Origin of the sequence: Streptomyces anthophorae (assembly GCF_049310305.1) — a bacterium.
Lineage (GTDB): Bacteria > Actinomycetota > Actinomycetes > Streptomycetales > Streptomycetaceae > Streptomyces.
Genome location: NZ_JBLWQQ010000001.1, coordinates 8,390,260 through 8,407,687 on the forward strand (window position 1 = coordinate 8,390,260; position 17,428 = coordinate 8,407,687).

19 protein-coding genes are annotated in these 17,428 nt (G+C 71.2%); 9 read left to right on the plus strand and 10 right to left on the minus strand.

Annotation, left to right across the window (positions count from 1 at the left end):
- Positions 1-7 precede the first annotated feature (7 nt).
- The 5 genes from ACNYS0_RS38205 to ACNYS0_RS38225 are packed head-to-tail and all read left to right on the plus strand — an operon-like array spanning position 8 to position 4,540.
- A complete protein-coding gene (locus ACNYS0_RS38205; protein WP_422480667.1) occupies positions 8-1,009 on the plus strand; it encodes an NrtA/SsuA/CpmA family ABC transporter substrate-binding protein in 1,002 nt (333 codons plus the stop codon).
- The gene (locus ACNYS0_RS38210) at positions 1,006-1,833 is read left to right on the plus strand and encodes an ABC transporter permease (RefSeq protein WP_422480669.1); all 828 of its coding nucleotides are present in this window, start codon (positions 1,006-1,008) and stop codon (positions 1,831-1,833) included. Before ACNYS0_RS38205 ends, ACNYS0_RS38210 begins: the two co-directional genes overlap by 4 nt.
- Complete coding sequence (locus ACNYS0_RS38215; RefSeq protein ID WP_422480671.1) at positions 1,830-2,576, plus strand: ABC transporter ATP-binding protein; 747 nt, start codon at positions 1,830-1,832, stop codon at positions 2,574-2,576. The genes ACNYS0_RS38210 and ACNYS0_RS38215 overlap by 4 nt, the downstream gene beginning before the upstream one ends.
- On the plus strand, positions 2,577-3,452 hold the full coding sequence (locus ACNYS0_RS38220; RefSeq protein ID WP_422480674.1) for an ABC transporter substrate-binding protein: 876 nt from the start codon (positions 2,577-2,579) through the stop codon (positions 3,450-3,452).
- The gene (locus ACNYS0_RS38225) at positions 3,449-4,540 is read left to right on the plus strand and encodes an LLM class flavin-dependent oxidoreductase (RefSeq protein WP_422480677.1); all 1,092 of its coding nucleotides are present in this window, start codon (positions 3,449-3,451) and stop codon (positions 4,538-4,540) included. Before ACNYS0_RS38220 ends, ACNYS0_RS38225 begins: the two co-directional genes overlap by 4 nt.
- 138 nt (positions 4,541-4,678) lie before the next feature.
- On the opposite strand, the gene ACNYS0_RS38230 is transcribed toward ACNYS0_RS38225, so the two are convergent.
- Positions 4,679-4,933: a hypothetical protein gene (locus tag ACNYS0_RS38230; protein WP_422480679.1), complete on the minus strand. Its 255-nt coding sequence runs from the start codon at positions 4,931-4,933 to the stop codon at positions 4,679-4,681.
- A gap of 189 nt (positions 4,934-5,122) precedes the next feature.
- Positions 5,123-5,881 carry an MFS transporter gene (locus ACNYS0_RS38235; RefSeq protein WP_422480681.1) on the minus strand — a complete coding sequence of 253 codons (759 nt, stop codon included), beginning with the start codon at positions 5,879-5,881 and terminating at the stop codon, positions 5,123-5,125.
- Here ACNYS0_RS38235 and ACNYS0_RS38240 point away from each other — a divergent pair.
- Positions 5,880-6,185, plus strand: a complete 306-nt coding sequence (locus ACNYS0_RS38240) for a TetR/AcrR family transcriptional regulator C-terminal domain-containing protein (RefSeq protein ID WP_422480683.1) — start codon at positions 5,880-5,882, stop codon at positions 6,183-6,185. The genes ACNYS0_RS38235 and ACNYS0_RS38240 overlap by 2 nt on opposite strands.
- 78 nt (positions 6,186-6,263) lie before the next feature.
- Here the strand turns inward: ACNYS0_RS38240 and ACNYS0_RS38245 are convergent, their stop codons facing one another.
- Entirely contained in the window at positions 6,264-7,196 is a 933-nt protein-coding gene (locus ACNYS0_RS38245) for an AraC family transcriptional regulator (RefSeq protein WP_422480685.1), read from the minus strand.
- Positions 7,197-7,347: 151 nt separating this feature from the next.
- On the opposite strand from ACNYS0_RS38245, the gene ACNYS0_RS38250 reads away from it, so the two are divergent.
- The gene (locus ACNYS0_RS38250; protein ID WP_422480687.1) at positions 7,348-8,301 is read left to right on the plus strand and encodes a zinc-dependent alcohol dehydrogenase family protein; all 954 of its coding nucleotides are present in this window, start codon (positions 7,348-7,350) and stop codon (positions 8,299-8,301) included.
- A gap of 58 nt (positions 8,302-8,359) precedes the next feature.
- On the opposite strand, the gene ACNYS0_RS38255 is transcribed toward ACNYS0_RS38250, so the two are convergent.
- Entirely contained in the window at positions 8,360-9,007 is a 648-nt protein-coding gene (locus ACNYS0_RS38255) for a TetR/AcrR family transcriptional regulator (RefSeq protein ID WP_422480689.1), read from the minus strand.
- Positions 9,008-9,156: 149 nt separating this feature from the next.
- Here ACNYS0_RS38255 and ACNYS0_RS38260 point away from each other — a divergent pair, with 149 nt between their 5' ends.
- The gene (locus ACNYS0_RS38260) at positions 9,157-9,915 is read left to right on the plus strand and encodes an SDR family NAD(P)-dependent oxidoreductase (RefSeq protein ID WP_422480691.1); all 759 of its coding nucleotides are present in this window, start codon (positions 9,157-9,159) and stop codon (positions 9,913-9,915) included.
- Between the two features lie 128 nt (positions 9,916-10,043).
- On the opposite strand, the gene ACNYS0_RS38265 is transcribed toward ACNYS0_RS38260, so the two are convergent.
- A complete protein-coding gene (locus ACNYS0_RS38265; protein WP_422480693.1) occupies positions 10,044-11,087 on the minus strand; it encodes an NADP-dependent oxidoreductase in 1,044 nt (347 codons plus the stop codon).
- Between the two features lie 111 nt (positions 11,088-11,198).
- Between ACNYS0_RS38265 and ACNYS0_RS38270 the strand changes: the two genes are divergently transcribed.
- Positions 11,199-11,855 (plus strand): TetR/AcrR family transcriptional regulator, encoded by a 657-nt coding sequence (locus tag ACNYS0_RS38270; protein ID WP_422480695.1) that lies wholly within the window; start codon positions 11,199-11,201, stop codon positions 11,853-11,855.
- A gap of 153 nt (positions 11,856-12,008) precedes the next feature.
- On the opposite strand, the gene ACNYS0_RS38275 is transcribed toward ACNYS0_RS38270, so the two are convergent.
- The 5 genes from ACNYS0_RS38275 to ACNYS0_RS38295 form a co-directional block, all read right to left on the minus strand.
- Positions 12,009-12,980, minus strand: coding sequence for an SDR family oxidoreductase (locus ACNYS0_RS38275; protein WP_422480697.1), 972 nt, complete (start codon positions 12,978-12,980; stop codon positions 12,009-12,011).
- 17 nt (positions 12,981-12,997) lie between these two features.
- Entirely contained in the window at positions 12,998-13,462 is a 465-nt protein-coding gene (locus ACNYS0_RS38280) for a MerR family transcriptional regulator (RefSeq protein ID WP_422480699.1), read from the minus strand.
- A gap of 320 nt (positions 13,463-13,782) precedes the next feature.
- The gene (locus ACNYS0_RS38285; RefSeq protein WP_422480701.1) at positions 13,783-15,411 is read right to left on the minus strand and encodes a dipeptide ABC transporter ATP-binding protein; all 1,629 of its coding nucleotides are present in this window, start codon (positions 15,409-15,411) and stop codon (positions 13,783-13,785) included.
- Positions 15,408-16,397 (minus strand): ABC transporter permease, encoded by a 990-nt coding sequence (locus ACNYS0_RS38290; protein ID WP_422480703.1) that lies wholly within the window; start codon positions 16,395-16,397, stop codon positions 15,408-15,410. The genes ACNYS0_RS38285 and ACNYS0_RS38290 overlap by 4 nt, the downstream gene beginning before the upstream one ends.
- The gene (locus ACNYS0_RS38295; protein ID WP_422480705.1) at positions 16,394-17,428 is read right to left on the minus strand and encodes an ABC transporter permease; all 1,035 of its coding nucleotides are present in this window, start codon (positions 17,426-17,428) and stop codon (positions 16,394-16,396) included. Before ACNYS0_RS38295 ends, ACNYS0_RS38290 begins: the two co-directional genes overlap by 4 nt.

Below are 17,428 nucleotides of genomic sequence, written 5' to 3' on the forward strand. Positions count from 1 at the left end.
CCCCGCCATGCGCATACCGAAACCCGTCGCCGCCCTCGCCGCAGCCGCGGCGCTCAGCGTCCTCGCCTCCGGGTGCGGCACATCGGAGGCCGACGCAGGCAAGGGAGCGGGGGAGCAGATCACCGTCCGCATCCCCGACCCCGGCAACTCCGGTGTCCTCGCCGTGGGCAAGAAGGACGGCAGCCTCGACAAGGCCCTCGCCAAAGTGCACGCGAAGGTCGAGTGGACCGGCAGCGCGGGCCCGTTCGCGCCCGCCGCGCAGGCCATGAACGCCAATCAGCTCGACATCGCCACCGGCTCGATCACCTCCGGCATCACCTCGCTCACCCAGACCCCCGGCTTCACCTTCTTCTCGGCGACCGCCCCCGACGGCGCGGGCGAGGGCATCCTCGCCACGAAGGGCTCCGGCATCGACTCCGTCGAGGACCTGGTCGGCAGGAAGGTCGCCGTCAACCAGGGCGGAACCGGCGAGTACCTCCTCCTCAAGGCCCTCGCCGAGCACGACATCCCCGCCTCCAAGGTGAAGCGTGTCTACCTGAAGCCCGAACAGACCGCGGCCGTCTTCAACAGTGGCAAGGTCGACGCCTGGGCCGCCTGGGCGGCGAACTCGGTCGCCGAACTCGGCACCGGCAAGGCGAAGTTCATCGCCACCGGCAAGCAACTCGGCTCCGAAAACTACAGCCTCAACGCCGTCCGCACCGACTTCGCCGACCAGCACCCCGAGGTCGTCCGCGCCCTCTACGACTACCTGCACACCGCCAGCGCCAAGGCACAGCGGGACCCGGCCGCCTACCTCAACGTGAACACCGACGCCGGACCGCAAGCCCTCACCGGCGCCGCGAAGACCGCCCAGATCGCCATCACCCGGCAGGCAGGCACCGTCGAACCCATCACCCAGGACGACATCAAGCGGTTCAAGGAAGTCGCCCGGTTCTACGCCGCGCAGAAGGTCACCAGGACGACCGTGGACATCGCGGCCCACGTCCTGGACGTGGAGAAACTGTCATGACGACCCCCGGCACCACCCTGGTGGCACCCCGTCCGCCCCGCGTCAGCCCCCGCCGCCGCGGCCACGCCGCGCTCGTCCGGGCCCTCGGACCGCTCGGACTGCTCGCCGTGTGGTGGCTCGCGTCCGCGACCGGCCTCCTCACCAAGGACGTTCTCGCGTCCCCTGCGCAAGTCGTCTCCGCGGTGGGCGAGTTGTGGGGCAACGGCCAGCTGCCCGACGCGCTGGCCACGTCCCTCACCCGCTCCGGCATCGGCCTGGTCATCGGGCTCGCCGCCGGACTCACCCTCGGCGTCGTCACCGGCTTCACCCGCCTCGGCGACGAACTCCTCGACTCCTCCATCCAGACCCTGCGCACCATCCCGTTCCTCGCCCTGGTACCGCTGTTCATGGTCTGGTTCGGCATCAACGAGGCCGCCAAGATCCTCCTGATCGCCGTCGCCACCACCTTCCCCATGTACGTCGCCACCTACGGCGGTGTCCGCAACGCCGACCGCAAACTCGTCGGGGCCATGCGCAGCTTCGGCATGAGCCGCCTCGCCGTCGTCCGCGAGGTCGTGCTGCCCGGCGCGCTGCCCTCGCTCCTGTCGGGCCTGCGCCTGTCGATGACGCTCAGTGTGATCGCCCTGATCGCCGCCGAGGAGATCAACGCCACCGCCGGCATCGGCTATCTGATGGCCCAGGCCCAGAGCTACGCCCGCACCGACATCCTCGCGGTCTGCATCGTGGTCTACGGCCTGCTCGGCCTCACCGCCGACGCCGTCGTACGCCTGCTGGAACACCTCCTGATGCCCTGGCGTGCGGCCGCACAGGGGGCCGCACGATGACCGCCCCCACCGGCGACACAGCCGTCCACATCCACGGCCTGCGCCGCGTCTTCGGTGACCGCGCGGTCCTCGACGGCATCGAACTCACCATCCGGCGCGGCGAGTTCGTGGCACTGCTCGGCGCGAGCGGCAGCGGCAAGACGACCCTGCTGCGCATCCTCGGCGCGCTCGACGGCGCCGACGACGGCGAAGTGCTGGTGCCCCAGGCCCGCACCATCGTGTTCCAGGAGCCCCGCCTCGTCCCGTCCAAGAAGGTGCTTGCGAACGTCGCCGTCGCCCTGCCCCGCGGCCGCGCCACCCAGGACCGGGCCCGCACCGCGCTCACCGAGGTCGGCCTCGACGGGCACGCCGACGCCTGGCCCGGAACCCTCTCCGGCGGCGAGGCCCAGCGGGTGGCGCTGGCCCGCGCCCTGGTACGCGAACCCGAACTCCTGCTCCTGGACGAGCCGTTCGCCGCCCTCGACGCGCTCACCCGGCTGAAAATGCAGGACCTCGTCGGCGACCTGTGCCGCATCCACCGGCCCGCCGTCCTCCTGGTCACCCACGACGTCGACGAGGCCGTCCGCCTCGCCGACCGCGTCTGCGTCCTGCGCGACGGACGGCTCGTCACCGACGAGAGCGTCACCGTCGAGCGCCCCCGCGAACCGGGCGACCCCGCCTTCGCCGACCTGCGCCGCCGCCTCCTCGCCGACCTCGGCGTCCACCCCACCACCCGCACGCCCCTCCCGACAGGAGCCCCCTGAATGACCGTCACCATCGGTGTCCACAACAGCAATCCGACGCTCTACTACCTCTCCCGCCTGGACTACGCCCAGGAAGAACTCGCGGCACTCGGCGAGAGCGCCGCCTTCCACCCGTACACCAACGGCGTACGCACCGGAGAACTCCTGACCGACGGCGTCATCGACTTCGGCGGCACCGGCTCCACCCCGCCCATCACCGCCCAGGCCGCGGGCCACGACATCGTCTACACCGCCGCCTCCGCGCCCCGCCCCGACCACGGCGCACTGCTCGTCCTGGCCGACAGCCCGCACCAGAGCGCCGCCGACCTCAAGGGCACCACCGTGCACCTCGCGATCGGCTCCTGGCAGACCCACCTGGTGGCCAAGGCCCTCGACGAGGCCGGGCTCTCCTACGCCACCGACATCACCGCCGAACGCTCCGCCGACGACAGCGAACAGCGGCTGCGCGCGGGCGAGATCGACGCCTGGGTGGCACAGGGCCCCGACCTCGTCGCCGCGCTGCGCACCGGAGGCGTGCGCGTCCTGCTGCGCACCGCCGACGTCATCACGGACCGCTCCGTCTTCTTCGCCCGCCGTGACCTCGCCGAACAGCGCCCCGACATCATCGCCGCCCTGGTCCGCGCGCTGCGGCGGGCGGACGACTGGGCCAGGACGCACCCCCGCGAGGCCTCCGAGATCGCCGCAGACCACCAGGGCGGCGGCGTCGACGACTGGGAGACCGCCCTGAAGTCACTGCCCTGGCACATCGAGGACGTCACGGCGGCCTTCCTCGCCGAACAGCAGGAGGCGGCGGACATCTTCGTACGCACAGGGTTCATCGAGCGGGCCGTCGTAGTGGCGGACGCCGTCGCGGGCGCGGGGGAGCACCGGCCGTGACGACCACCGACGCCCCCGAAGTCCTCTGGTACATCATCCCCCGCGAGGGCGCGTACCCCTGGGAGCCGGACGGCCGCCGACCGGTCGACCTCGGCTACCTCCAGCAACTCGCCGGAACCGTCGAACGCCTCGGCTACAGCGGGGCCCTGCTCGCCACCGACCTCTACGACGTGTGGCCGCTGGGCAGCGCCCTGGCCGCCTCGACCAGCCCCGCCTTCCAGCCGCTGCTCGCGGTCCACCCGGGCCTGATCTCGCCGACCCTGCTCGCGAAGATGGCTCTCAGCTTCGACACCCTCTTCGGCGGCCGCCTGCGCTTCAACGTCGTCAATGGCTCCACCACGTCGCTGCGCGAGTACGGGCTGCACGTCGAGCACGACGAACGCTACGAGCTCAGCGCCGAATACTGGGGAGTCGTCAAACGCCTCACGGCGGGCGAGGTCTTCGACCACAAGGGCCGCTTCTACGACCTCAGAGACGCGGGCGCCTCCTTCCGCGACCTGAAGCCGGTGCAGACCCCGCACGTGCCGTTGTGGTTCGGCGGCTCCTCGGAGCCGGGCATCGAGATGGCGGCTGAACACGTCGACGTCTACCTCACCTGGGCCGAACCCCCGCACCTCCTCAGGGAAAAGCTCGACCGGGTCCGCGCCCGCGCCGCAGCGTACGGGCGGACCCTGCGCATCGGACTGCGCCTGCACCTCATCGTCCGCGACACGGAGGACGAGGCATGGGCCGCCGCCGACCGACTCCTCGACGTCACGAGCGAGGCCACGTACGCACGTCGGCTCGGTGCGAAGGACGGCGAGGACGGGACGGGCTGGCAGCGCCAGTTCCGCCAGCACGGCGGCCGCGTCCCCGCGCGCGCCCGCGAACTGGAGACCCACCCGAACCTGTGGCCGGGCATGAGCCTGTTCCGCCCGGGCCCCGGCACCGCCGTCGTCGGGTCGACGGCCCAAGTCATCGAGCGCCTGCGGGAGTTCAGGGGCCTGGGCGTCGACACCTTCATCCTCTCCGGAAACCCCCTCCTCGAAGAGGCCTATCGGGTGGCGGAGACGATTCTCCCCGCTCTGGGGGTGGGCGGACGAAGGTGACGGTCCGGCCTCCTCGCGACGCACCCGCGAGGAGGCCCTGTTGGTCGGCGTGAGCAGGCTGCCGGTGACCTGGTGGCGGACGCCGGACGCGACGCAGCGGGTGGGCCCGCCCAGTGTTCCGGTGAGGCACCCCGCCGCTCACCTGGCAGGCTGTTCTCCGCCGCCCTGGGCGGCGGACGGCGGAGCCTCCGCGGCGCCCGGTCCCGCGGGTGGCGTGGGCGTGGGAGTGGCCCTCCCCGGGATGAAGAAGGCCGCGACGATCATGACGAGCAGCGCCGCGACGACGGCCGTGTACGCGTGCTGGAACCCGGCGACGGGACGGTCCGGACCTGCGTTCTGCATGAGCAGCGCCACCAGAGCGATACCAAGTGACGCCCCGAGCTGATTGAGCATGTACAGCACGGAACTGCCCTGCGGGACGAGCGCGGGAGGCAGCGTCCGGTACGGAGCCGATGACCGGCGCTCCGGCCGAGCCCGTGCCGACACCGAGGGTGAACGCGGCCAGCAGCGGCCGGAACTGACCGGTCTCCGCGTCGAACCGGGAGAACGCCAGCGAACTGAGGAGCGCCGTCACCGCACCGGTCAGGGCCGGATTGCGCGAGCCCCAGCGGTCGGACAGCCGACCCGCCAGCGGATCACCAGCGCGGATCCGACGCCGAACGGGGCGAGTCGGAGACCGGCCTCCAACACGCCGGTGCCGCGCACCTGTTGGTAGTAGAGCGGGATCACGAAGATGCCGGCGAACGTGGCGAGGCCCAGGACGGCCGCGGCGACGACACTCGCGGTGAAGCTGGCGCGCTGGAACAGTCGCAGGTCGATCAGCGGTGGTGTCTCGCGCTTGCGCAGTGCGTGCACCGCGTAACCGGCCAGGAGCAGGACGGCGGCGGCCAGCGGCAGCAGCACCTGCCAGGTGGCGAACGTGCCGCGCAGCGCGACCTCCGACAGGGCGAGCACACCGACGGCGACACCCGGGCCGATGAGGGCGACCCCGACCACGTCGAGCCTGCCCACGGAGGCCTGCTCGCCGGGGGAGTCGGCGGGCAGATCGCGGCGGGCGAGCAGGAACGCGGCGATCACGATCGGCACGTTCACGAAGAACATCCAGCGCCAGTCGAGGCCCTGGAGGATGACACCGCCGACGATCGGGCCGAGGACGGGTCCTGTCGAGCTGACGACGCCCATCAGTCCCATCACCCGGCCGACCCGGGCAGGACCCGCGGCGCGCGCCAGCAGGGTGAGCATCAGCGGATCCAGGAGCCCGGCGCCGAAGCCCTGAAGGACACGGAAGGCGATGAGGCTCCCGATGTCCCAGGCGAACCCCGAGGCGACGGAGCCGACCATGAACAGCCCCAGGCCGGACAGCCACAGCTTCTTGCCGCCGACCCTGTCGACGGCCCAGGCCGTGCTGCGGGTCGGCGAGGCTCTGGCGGACCGGCTGTCCCGCCTCACCGTCTCGGGCCGACTGCGCCCCTGCGACCCCGAGTTCGCGGCCGAGCAGTTCCTCGCCCTGATCACCGGCCCGCTGGAAGTCCGCTCACGGCTCGGCACCCGCACGATCGGCCCCGCGGAACTGCGCGAGCTCGCCGACGCCGCGGTCGACACCTTCCTGCACGCCTACGGGGCCGAGACTCCCGCGGCGGACTGACCCATGGCTCTCTTCGGGCGATGGGCGTCAACTGAGGCGTAGGCAAGCGGAGATGGCGACGGCACAGCGGCGTTCGCGCTATGTCCGGGGCAGAGCCTTCGGTTCCGTCTGTGCCCGCCAGGCCCCGGGGGAGACGCCTTCGCGTTTGGCGAAGGCGCGGCTCAGCGAGGTTCCGGTGTCGTAGCCGACCCGGACGGCGATCTCCTGGATGCTCAGGTCCGTGTCGCGGAGCAGGACCTTCACCCGGTACATGCGCCATGCGGTGAGGTGGCCCAGCGGAGTGTCCCCCGTCTTCTCCTTGAACAGGGCGGCGAACGCCGAACGCGACATTCCTGCCGCGTGGGCGAGTTCCTCGACCGTCCAGGGGTGGGACAGGTCCGCGTGCAACTGCCGTACGGCGGACGCCAGGCGGGGATCGCGCAGCGCGGCGATCCAGCCGACGGTGCCGCTCCTGACATCCGCGCAACAGGTGCGCAGTGCCTGGACGAAGAGCACGTCGGACAGGCGACTCATGATGAAGCCACTGCCGAGGCCGTCCGCCGCGTTCTCTCGGGCGATCAGGTCGAAGGTCGTGTGCAGGAGCCGGCTCGCGGCGTCGTCCAGGTTCAGCCTGAACAGTGGTGGCAGGAGCGCGAAGAGGGGCTCGGCCGCCACCGCGTCGAAGGCGAACCGCGTGGACACGACGCGGGTCGGCTCGCCCTCGCCGCCGGCTCTCGCCGAGTGGCCCGACTCCTGGAAGGTGAGACCGTCGCAGTCGACGACCTCGCGGCCCGGAGCGTCCTGGAGTGTGAACCCCACACCGGCGCGAACCAGAATGCAGTCGTTCTTCTCCAGCCACTGAGGTTGATCCAGTGAGTCCGCTTCCAACAGGCACGAGCCGTCGGCGACCAGCACCAACCGTGCGAGGTGTCGCGGGGGAAACGAGATGCCCCACGGGGCGTGGGCGTCCACGCACACGTAGCGGGCGTCCTCGACCTTCATCGTGGCGAGGAGATCGTCGATCGGGTCCATCCGGCCGCCCTCCTGGACGATCTGCACTAAATGGCGGATCTCAAGATACAACGCGTCCAGCAACGCCCTTCTAGCCTGGTGATCATCACCGAACGAAAGGGTGGAGAAGGAAGATATGCGCTCCTTTCACATAAAAGCGGGCGGAGGGCTGATGGCCTCGGCCGAGCGCCCGACACCGCGTCCGTCGACGGGCCAGGTGCTCGTACGCGTGATGGCCACTTCCGTGAACGCACGCGATCGCCTCATCGTCGCGGGCACATACTCCGTCCCCGTGCCGACAGGACGCATCCCGCTCTCCGACGGCGCGGGCGTCGTGGAGGCCGTGGGCGAGGGGGCCACGCGGTTCCGGGTCGGGGACCGTGTCATGGGTACCTTCCATCCGGACTGGGTGCAGGGCCGGTTCCCGGGGTGGGGCGAGCTGCGTGGCACGCAACGTGACGGATGGCTGGCTCAGTACCTCGCGGTTGACGAGCAGAGTCTCGTGGCGGTGCCGGACCTGCTGTCCTTCGAGGAGGCGGCCACGCTGCCCTGCGCCGCCCTCACGGCGTGGTCGGCCGTGCGCGGTGTGGGTCCGGAGGACACATTGCTGGTCCAGGGTTCGGGGAACGTGTCGCTCTTCGCGCTGCAATTCGGCCGCTCGCAGGGCGCACGTGTGCTGGCCACGACGTCCAGCACCGAGAAGGCCCGCCGCCTCAGCGCCCTCGGCGCGTCCGATGTCGTCGACTACACAAGCACCCGGGAGTGGGGCGCGCGGGTGCACACGCTGACGGACGGCGGCGTCGACCGCATCGTCGAAATCGGCGGCGGCGCCGAAACCGTGGCGCAGTCCGTCGAGGCCATCGCCCACGGAGGGCAGATCGCCCTGGTCGGCAACCTCGCGTCGGGCGGCGGCATGGAACTGACACGCTTCTTTCGGCGCGCGGCGACTCTGAGGTCCGTCAGCGTCGGCAGCCGAAGCGAGTTCGAGCAGATGAACAGGGACATCTCCCGCCACCGCCTGACCCCGGTCATCGATCGCGTCTTCGCGTTCGACGAGGCGCCGGAGGCGTTCGCCCACGATGCGGAGCGGGGGCGGTTCGGCAAGGTTGTCATCAGCCACGGCTGATGCGGTGGCGGCGGCGCACTTGCGGCGGTGCCGGAGCCCTCGGGAGCGCTGCCGGTCGTCAGGAGCGCTGCCGGTCGTCGGCGCCATGGCCGTAACGGGCGAGCATCGTCGTGACCGCTTCGTCGACAGCCTGGTCGACGTCGGCAGGCGCGGGGCTCCAGTCGGCGAGCAGCATCCGCGGCCACAGGACGTAGTTGGCGATCATGCCGAGAAACTGGTTGGTGGCGCTCTCCGCGTCGGGTACCACCGCGGTGCCGGCGGCGTGCTGGGCCTCCAGGTAGTGCTGGACGGAGACGAAGTAGGGCAGCTTGCCCAGCTCGAACTGAGCCCGTCCCAGTTCCGGGAAGCGCGGCAGTTCGGCGATGACGATGCGGAAGAGGGCCGCCATCGCGGGCCGGCCGATCAGATCGGCGTACTGGCGGCCGATCGCGCTCAGGCCGGCGCGCAGGTCACCGGGCTGCGTCGCGGGCGCCGTCGGGTCGGGACCGCCCTTCCAGTACTCGGTGACGATGGCCTCGAAGAGCGCCGCCTTGGTGGGGAACTGCTTGAACAGCGTGGACTTCGAGACGACGGCTTCCTGCGCGATCTTCGCCAGCGAGGTCCCGTCGTAGCCCCGCTCCAGGAACAGCTTCGTGGCCGCTGCGGTGATCGCCTCGCGCTTGCGCTGAGCGAGTCGTTGATGGTGCGCGGAGAGTCCTGCGGTCATCGGCCCAGTATGCCCCATGGTGAGGCGAGTCACTTGACTCGCCACTGGGTGGGTGGTTACCTCGAAAGGGAGGCGAGTCGTGTGACTCGCCTCTGGTCGGCGGAAGCGCTCCCGCCCGGCGTCGTCCCGTTCCCCAAGGAGAAGCACTCATGGAGTCAGGCAAGGTCGCATTGGTGACCGGCGGCAATCGCGGCCTCGGCCGGGCCACGGCCCAGGCGCTGGCCCGGCACGGGCTGCGCGTCATCGTCACCTACCGCGGCGACGCGCAGGAGGCCGAGGAGACGGTCAAGAACGTTCAGGAAGCCGGCGCCACGGCCGCCGCGCTGCGGCTGGACATCAGCGACGTCGCGTCGTTCCCCGCCTTCGTCTCCCGCTTGGCCGCGCAACTGGAGCGCTGGGAGGCGACCCGGCTGGACGTCCTGGTCAACAACGCCGGGATCGGGCTGTTCGGACCGCTGGAAGCGGTCACGGTCGACGACTACGACGCGATCATGGACACCAACGTGCGCGGCACGTTCTTCCTCGTCCAGGCGCTCGCGCCCGTACTGGCCGACGGGGGCCGGATCATCAACGTCTCCTCATCCCTCAGCCGCCACACCAGTGCAGGCACCTCGGTCTACTCGGCCTCCAAGGCGGCGGTCGAGGCCCTCAGCCGGACCTTGGCCGTGGAGCTGGGGGCGCGCAAGATCCGCGTCAACGCCATCGCGCCGGGGCCGACCGCCACCGACTTCAACGGCGGTGCCATGCGCGACGACGCGCAGATGCGCGAGAGTCTGAGCGCGCAGACCGCGCTCGGCCGCGTCGGCGAACCGCAGGAGATCGGCGACGCCATCGCCGCGCTCGCCTCCGAGGACCTGCGGTGGGTCACCGCTCAGCGCCTCGAAGTATCGGGCGGCGCCTTGCTGTAGGGCCCCTGCCCACATCGTGTGCCGCGCCCGTCACCTGGCAGAAGCGGGAGAGGGAGCGGCACGCCGTGTGTCGCGCCCGTCATCTGGCAGAAGCGGGAGATGGAGCGGCACACCGTGTGTCGCGCCCGTCATCTGGCAGAAGTGGGAGAGGGGGCGTTTTCCTGGTCGACCGTGAGCACGATCTTGCCGCGGATGTGGCCCCGTGCGGCGCGCTCGTGTGCGGCTCGTGCGTCCGCCAGCGGGAAGGTGCTGTCGATCGCGACGCGGACGACGCCGGTGTCGAGCAGGTGCCCCAGCTGGGCGAGCTGCACGCCGCTCGACCGGACCTGGGCGGTGGAGACCGTGACGTCCAGGTTCGCGGTTTCTTCTGCGTCGAAGTCCCCGGGAAATACCTGGAATTGGGCGCCGCCGCGCTTGAGCGTGCGCAGGAAGCGGCTGCTGTGGGGTCCGCCGACGGTGTCCAGGACGAGGTCGAGGTCGTGTGTGAGTTCCTCGGGCCGGTTCTTGGTGTAGTCGATGAACCGGTCGGCGCCGAGATCCTTCAGGAACGGTTCGTGCGCGCCGGATGCCACCGCGATGACCTGCGCGCCCTTCCACTTGGCGAGCTGCACGGCGAAGTGCCCCACGCCGCCCGCGGCGCCGTTGATGAGGGCCGTGGTGTCGGCGTCGAGTGCCCTGGGACGATGCCGTGCCTCCTGGAAGGGTGAAGGGTGATCGTGGCCGAGTTCGATCAGGAACTGCCACGCGGTGAGGCCGGCCATGGGTGCCCCGGCGGCGTGCACGTGGTCGATGCCGGCCGGTTTGACGGCGAGGTCGGAGGCGGGGGCGGCGACGTATTCGGCGTAGGCGCTGCCGTTGAAGCTGGGAAAGCGCAGGAGGCCGAAGGCCTCGTCGCCCACGGAGAGGTTGTCCACGTCCGGGGCGACGGCCTCGACCACGCCCGACACGTCCGTTCCCGGAATCACCGGCAGGGTGACCGTCGAGTCCGGCTCGCCGGGCATCGTGGTCAGCCCGCCGCGCAGGTACCAGTCAGGAGGATTGACACCGATGGCGTGCACGCGGACGAGCACCTCGCCAGGGCCCGGCTCGGGAACGGGTACCTCGTCGTAGCGCAGAACTTCGGGGCCGCCGTGCTCGTGGAGCCGGACCGCCCGCATCGTGTGTGTCGACATCTTCTTCCCCTGCCTGGACCGCGGGATACGCTGATTCGGATCGGCGATCCACATAACTGGACCACTGATCCGAATATATGGACCACTGATCCGGATAGTCAAGAGGGACACATGCGGGCCGACGCCAGAAAGAACCGCGACCACCTGCTCGCCGTAGCGGGCGCCGCCATCACCGAGCAGGGTGTCGACGTGTCGCTGCGCGACATCGCCCGCAGGGCGGACGTCGGGCTCGCCACGCTGCTGCGGCACTTCCCGACCCGCGAGGCGCTGCTCGATGCCCTTCTCCGCACGAGCTTCGACGAGTTGACGGCCAAGGCGGACGAGCTGGAGAGGGTGAGCGACCCCCGGGAGGCTCTCGTCTCGTGGCTGCGCGACTGTGTCGCGTGGACGACCGAGTACCGGGGTGTGACCGTGCTGATGGCCGCGGCCATCGAGGACACCGAATCCGCGCTCCACGCCTCGTGTGTCACCCTGCGCGCGGCCGGCGCGCGACTCCTCACGCGCGCCCAGGCCGCGGGCGCGGCCCGCGCCGACATCGACGGCACCGATCTGTTCGCGCTGGTGGCGGCGCTCGCATGGCTCGGCGACCAGCCCTCGCTCGCGCCCCGCGCCGACCACCTCTTCGACGTGGTCGCGAGCGCGATCCTGGTCAAGGCGGAGGAGGCGGAGGCGGCGGAGGAGGCGGAGAAGGCGGAGAAGGTGGAGAAGGCGCAGGCGGCAGGGAACGGCGGTGCCGAAGCGGAACCTCGTCCCGCGCGGCACAGCTGAACGAACACGGCGCCAGTCTGGGCATCGGCGTCCACCCCGCCCAACGCCCGCCCGGCACCCAGGGGTTCACGAAGCCACCCCCAACTGGGGCGGAACCTGACCCGGGGTCAAGAACACAACACAGAGCGAAACACGTATCTCGCCCTCCTCGGCTCAGTTCTCCACCAGGTTCAGGCGGATGAGGCTGGTCGCGGTGTCGACGATCGTGGTTGATGTGTCGCGAGGCATCCAGCCGAAGACGGAGCGGGCCTTGCCGGTGTTCAGCACCGGGACGGAGGCCTTTTGGCCGCTCGGGAGCTCGCGGGCCGGGACCTTCGCCGCGGCTTCGCCCATGTTCGCAGCGAGGATTCTGGCCATCCGAAGGAGGCTGATGGCCTCGCCTCCGGCGGCGAGGAACCGCTCGCCCGCGGCGGCGGGATGCGTCATGGCCCGCACGTGGAGGTCGGCGAGGTCCCGCACATCGACCACGGCGAAGTACTGCTCGGGAACCGCCGGCATCGTGCCGTCCAGCATCGCCTTTACCAGGCCGGTGGAGGCGGACAGATGTGGTCCGAGGAGGGGACCGAAGATGCCGGTGGGGTTGATGACCGACAGCTCCATCCCGTTGCCCGCACGGGCGACGAATTCCCAGGCGGCACTCTCGGCGATGGTCTTGGAGCGGACGTAGGGGGTGTTGGGGGCCTCTGGGTCGGTCCAGTCGCTTTCGTCGTAGGGAGCGGCATCCGGTTTGGGGCTGTAGCCGATCGCGGCGAACGACGAGGTCAGCACGGTGCGCTTGACGCCGGCGCCGCAGGCCGCGCGCAGGACGCGGAGCGCACCGTCACGCGCTGGGGCGATCAGTTCATCGGGGTCGTCCGGTTGCGTGGCCGGGAACGGAGAGGCGACGTGCACGATGTGCGTGCAGCCCGCAACGGCGTCGGGCCAGCCCGCGTCCGCGGACAGGTCCGCAGTCACCACTTCCAGCCGGTCGGCGGTGTTTTGCGGCACCATCGCGCGGACATCGGCAGCCCGGTCCGGTGAGCGGACGGTCGTGCGCACCTGATGTCCCCGCGCGAGCAGGCTGGTGACCATGTGCGAGCCGAGATGGCCGCTGCCGCCCGTGACGAGGACGAGGCTGTTGTCCATGTTCATCTCCTGCGGGTTCAAGGGGTGGCTGCGCCGGTGAGGTCGGCGGTGATCGCCGTAAGGGCAGTGATGGCTCGGTCTTCGGCAGCGGTGTCGCCGCGGTCCCGTGCGTCCCACAGATCGGCTTTGAGGTCCAGATACTGCTGCCGGACGCGCATGCGATCGATCTCCTGGGTGACGCGCTCGGCGTTGACCCGGAAGAGCTCGCGCAGCCGGGGAGCGTCCCGGCTGTCGAGGTGAAGAAGGTAGGTGCGCATGTCACGCACGCTCATGCCGGTCGAGCGCAGGCAGGCCAGTGCCTCGATCGTCTCCACAACGGCGGACCCGTAGCGCCGGTGCCCACTGCTCTCGTCCCGGTCCACGGCATCGATCAGGCCGATCTTCTCGTAATAGCGCAGAGTGGGCTCCGAGAGTCCGCTCAGCCTCGACACTTGCTGAATCGTCAACTGGGAGCCGTCGGCCACCTGGTCCGTCGCTGTCATGACTCCAGCCTGCGACACTTCAAGCGCTTGAAGTCAAACCGTGCCGACGAGCCGGGCCAGGGGATCACGGGTGCCCCGGGGGAGCCGTGGGGCGGCGCCCGACGGTGGCTGAAATCGTGCGTGAAGCCGGGGTGCCCCGGTCAGGTCCGTACAGGGGGAGACGCCCCGGCTCGAGGTCCGGGGGAGGAGCACCGGTCCGGCGCCCGGGGTCAGCGGAAATGGCGGTAGCGATCCAGCGAGTGGAGCAGCACGGAGGCCGTCGTACTGCTCCCCGGCGTGGTCGAAAGCCTCGAGGGGCCGTCTCGGCCACCCCCGAGCCGTCAGCGCACGCCGACCAGGTCGCCACCACCAAGCCCTGACCGCAGCTTGGCGCGCCCGGTGCGGCGCGCCGCGGCCAGGTCGGGGTCGAGGGTGGGCACGGCGGCCAGCAGCTCCTTGGTGTAGGCGTCGCGGGGCGCGGCGTACACCTGGTCCACCGAGCCCTCCTCGACGATGCGGCCCTGGCGCATGACGGCGACCCGGTCGCTGACCTGGCGGACGACCGCGAGGTCGTGGGCGATGAAGACCAGGGCGAGGCCGAGCTCCTTCTGCAACTCGGCCAGCAGCGAGGTGACTTGGGCCTGCGTCGTGACGTCGAGTGCGGAGACGGCCTCGTCGCACACGAGGAGTTCCGGCTCGGCGGCCAGCGCCCGCGCGATGCCGACGCGCTGGCGCTGGCCGCCGCTGAACTCGTGCGGATAGCGCCCGTACTGCCCGGGGTCGAGGCCCACCCGGCGCAGCAGCTCCCCGACCCGCTCCCGGATCCTCGCCTCGTCGCGCCGGCCCGAGGCCCGGAGCGGATCGGCGACGGCCTCCCCGATCGAGCGGCGCGGGTTGAGCGAGGAGACGGGGTCCTGGAACACCATCTGCACACGGGCGTGGCGGGTGAGGGTGCCTGAGGTGGGGGCGAGGAGGCCGACGAGCATGCGGCCGAGGGTGGTCTTGCCACTTCCGCTCTCGCCGACGATGCCGAGTGTCTCGCCCCGCCGGACCGTGAGTGAGACACCGTCTACGGCCGCTACGGTGCGGCCGCCCCTGCCGAACACCTGCCGTACGTCGACAGCCTCGACGAGCGGCTCACCGGCGTCGGGCACCTCGGCCTCCCGCGGAGCCTCTCCGGCCGGCGCGCCGCCCGTGTCCGGGATGCGGGGCACCGCCGCCAACAGGGCGCGGGTGTACGGCTCCCGGGGAGCGCCCAGCACCTCGCAGACCGGCCCCCGTTCGACGGCCCGCCCCGACCGCATGACCAGCACATCGTCGACGGACTCGGCCGCGACGCCCACGTCGTGGGTGACCAGCAGCAGGCCCATCCCCGTCTCGCGGCGCAACTGGTGGAGCAGGTCCAGGATCTGGGCCTGCACCGTGACGTCCAGGGCGGTGGTCGGCTCGTCGGCGATGAGCAGCTGCGGCTCGCAGGCCAGCGCCATCGCGATCAGCGCCCGCTGCCGCATGCCGCCGGAGAACTCGTGCGGCCGCGCGCGGGAGCGCCGGGCCGCGTCGGGGATCCGGACCCGGTCGAGGACCTCGACGGCGCGGGCCCTGGCCGCCCGCCGGGAGACGCGGTGGTGCACCCGGTACACCTGGGCGATCTGGTCGCCGATCGCGTAGTACGGGTCGAGCGAGGACAGCGGGTCCTGGAAGACCATCGCGGCCTTCGCGCCCCGCAGGGCCCGCAGCTCCCGGTCGTCGGCGGCCTGCACGTCCACGCCCGCGACGTTGATCGATCCGGTGACCTCGGCACCGGTTCCCCGGTGGAGGCCGAGCAGTGCCTGGGCCGTGGCGCTCTTGCCGGATCCGGACTCGCCGACGACGCCGAGGGCGCGGCCGGGCTCCAGCGAGAACGACAGCCGGTCCACCGCCCGCACGGGGCCGAAGGAGAGGGAGAGATCGGTGACTTCGACCAGACTCATGCGAGCACCACCCGTCGGTCGGCCATCGCCTGGAGGACGTCCGCGACGGCATTGGCGAGGACGACGAAGAACCCGGTGACGAGCACAAGGCCGACGACGACCGGAAGGTCCACGTTCTTGACGGCCGCGACGAGTTCGCGGCACACCCCCGGGATCCCGAAGAGCGACTCGGTCAGCACGGCCCCGCCGAACATCGAGCCGATGTCCAGCGCGCCGAGCGCGATCACGGGAGCGAGGGCGCCGCGCAGGGCGTGCCGCCCGACCAGGGTGCGCTCGCCGACCCCGTACGCGCGGAAGGTGCGCACGTGGTCCTCGGCGAGGGTCTCCAGCATCGCCGAGCGCGTCATCCGCGCGTACGGGGCCGCGGAGACGAGGGCCAGCGAGATCCACGGCAGCAGCAGGTTCCAGGCCCACTGTTCGGGGTCGTCGGTGAGCGGCACGTAGTCCGGGAACGGCAGGATCTGAAGCGCCGTGACCAGGATGATGATGAGCAGCAGCCCGATCACGAAGACCGGCGTGGCGAGTCCCGCGAGGGTGATCCAGGTGAGGATCCGCTCGGTCGGCCGGCCACGCCGCCACACCGACAGCAGTCCGGTGCCGACGCCGAGCAGCATCCACAGCACGAAGGCGCCGGCGACGAGCGAGGCGGTGGCCGGGAGCTTCGTCAGGATCAGCGCGGTGACCTGCTGATCGCTCTGGTACGAGAGTCCGAGGCAGGGCGCGGGGCAGTGCAGGACGCCGGTGCCGGTGGAGTAGTCACGGCCGGCGAAGAGCGCCTCGACGAAGTGCGCGTACTGCACGTACAGCGGGTCGCCCAGGTGGAGTTGCGCGCTGACCTGGGCGACCTGCGCGGGTGAGCAGCGCGGGCCGCAGGCGATCTGCGCGACGTCGCCGGGAGCGACGTAGAAGGCCGTGTAGACGACGACGCTGAGCGCGAACAGGACGAAGAGCGCTCCTGCGGCGCGGCGGATCAGGAAACCTCTCATGCCTCGGTCTCCTCCTTGTTACCGGTACCGGCCCGTGCGCCGGTCTCGGCCTTGCGGCCGGTGCCGACCCGCAGCCGGGACTCGGCGCGCGGGTCGAGTGCGACGCGGACGCCCTCGCCGAGGACGGTCAGGGCCAGCACGGTGCCGAAGAGCAGCACGGCGGGGATCAACAGATAGGTGGGGGCGGCCTGGTACCAGGTGTCTGCGTCGGTCAGCATCTGGCCCCACGACGGAGTGGGCGGCTTGATGCCGACGCCGAGGAACGACAGGGCGGCCTCGACGACGATGTTCGCCGGGAAGAGCAGGACGGCGTAGGTGATGACGGGCGCGGCGAGGCCGGGCAGCAGTTCGCGCCGGGCGACCTGCCAGGGGCTCCAGCCGCTGAGCCGCGCGGCGGCGACGTGGTCGAGGGACTTCAGGGCGAGTGTCTGGGCCCGCACGATCTTCGACGTGCCGGCCCAGCCGACCAGGCCGATGACGACGGCGATCAGGACCGGTCGCGGGAACCCGGCGGGGACGACGGCGAGCGCACCGAGCGCGATCACCATGATGGGCAGCGCCACCATGACGTCGGTGACCCGGCTGAGCACCTGGTCGACGTACCGGTTTCCGAGCCCGGCGGCGAGGCCGATGCCGACCCCGAGCACGACCTGGACCAGCGTCGCGGCGAGCGCGACACCGAGCGAGACCCGGGCCCCGTACACGACGCGGGCGAACAGGTCGCGACCGGTGAGGGGTTCCACGCCGAGCCAGTGGTCGGCGCTCATCCCGCCGAGGGAGCCGATCGGCACCCCGCCGGTGGCGGAGTCGACGAGGCCGGGGTGGTAGGTGGTGGGGTTCTGCCCTTCGAGGGCGGTGAGCAGCGGTGCGGCGAGCGCGACCAGGATCAGGAGTGCGACGAGGGCGGCGGCGACGAGGGCCGAGCGGCGGGCGCGCAACCGGCGCCAGAAGGGTCGGCCCCCGGAGGCAGGGGCGGCCGCGCCGGCCGCCCCCGCGTCCTTGGCCGCCTCGGTGAGGAGTGCTTCGGCCAT

Excerpts from the sequence above, each read along its gene's own strand:
- ACNYS0_RS38270 (WP_422480695.1), top strand. The coding sequence starts at position 11,199 with ATGCGGGCCGACGCCAGAAAGAACCGCGACCACCTGCTCGCCGTAGCG.
- ACNYS0_RS38280 (WP_422480699.1), bottom strand. The coding sequence starts at position 13,462 with ATGACAGCGACGGACCAGGTGGCCGACGGCTCCCAGTTGACGATTCAG.
- ACNYS0_RS38295 (WP_422480705.1), bottom strand. The coding sequence starts at position 17,428 with ATGGCCGAAGCACTCCTCACCGAGGCGGCCAAGGACGCGGGGGCGGCC.
- ACNYS0_RS38210 (WP_422480669.1), top strand. The coding sequence starts at position 1,006 with ATGACGACCCCCGGCACCACCCTGGTGGCACCCCGTCCGCCCCGCGTC.
- ACNYS0_RS38260 (WP_422480691.1), top strand. The coding sequence starts at position 9,157 with ATGGAGTCAGGCAAGGTCGCATTGGTGACCGGCGGCAATCGCGGCCTC.
- ACNYS0_RS38240 (WP_422480683.1), top strand. The coding sequence starts at position 5,880 with ATGAACAGCCCCAGGCCGGACAGCCACAGCTTCTTGCCGCCGACCCTG.
- ACNYS0_RS38230 (WP_422480679.1), bottom strand. The coding sequence starts at position 4,933 with ATGCTCAATCAGCTCGGGGCGTCACTTGGTATCGCTCTGGTGGCGCTG.
- ACNYS0_RS38255 (WP_422480689.1), bottom strand. The coding sequence starts at position 9,007 with ATGACCGCAGGACTCTCCGCGCACCATCAACGACTCGCTCAGCGCAAG.
- ACNYS0_RS38250 (WP_422480687.1), top strand. The coding sequence starts at position 7,348 with ATGGCCTCGGCCGAGCGCCCGACACCGCGTCCGTCGACGGGCCAGGTG.
- ACNYS0_RS38235 (WP_422480681.1), bottom strand. The coding sequence starts at position 5,881 with ATGGTCGGCTCCGTCGCCTCGGGGTTCGCCTGGGACATCGGGAGCCTC.
- ACNYS0_RS38285 (WP_422480701.1), bottom strand. The coding sequence starts at position 15,411 with ATGAGTCTGGTCGAAGTCACCGATCTCTCCCTCTCCTTCGGCCCCGTG.
- ACNYS0_RS38215 (WP_422480671.1), top strand. The coding sequence starts at position 1,830 with ATGACCGCCCCCACCGGCGACACAGCCGTCCACATCCACGGCCTGCGC.
- ACNYS0_RS38245 (WP_422480685.1), bottom strand. The coding sequence starts at position 7,196 with ATGGACCCGATCGACGATCTCCTCGCCACGATGAAGGTCGAGGACGCC.
- ACNYS0_RS38275 (WP_422480697.1), bottom strand. The coding sequence starts at position 12,980 with ATGGACAACAGCCTCGTCCTCGTCACGGGCGGCAGCGGCCATCTCGGC.
- ACNYS0_RS38205 (WP_422480667.1), top strand. The coding sequence starts at position 8 with ATGCGCATACCGAAACCCGTCGCCGCCCTCGCCGCAGCCGCGGCGCTC.
- ACNYS0_RS38290 (WP_422480703.1), bottom strand. The coding sequence starts at position 16,397 with ATGAGAGGTTTCCTGATCCGCCGCGCCGCAGGAGCGCTCTTCGTCCTG.
- ACNYS0_RS38265 (WP_422480693.1), bottom strand. The coding sequence starts at position 11,087 with ATGTCGACACACACGATGCGGGCGGTCCGGCTCCACGAGCACGGCGGC.
- ACNYS0_RS38220 (WP_422480674.1), top strand. The coding sequence starts at position 2,577 with ATGACCGTCACCATCGGTGTCCACAACAGCAATCCGACGCTCTACTAC.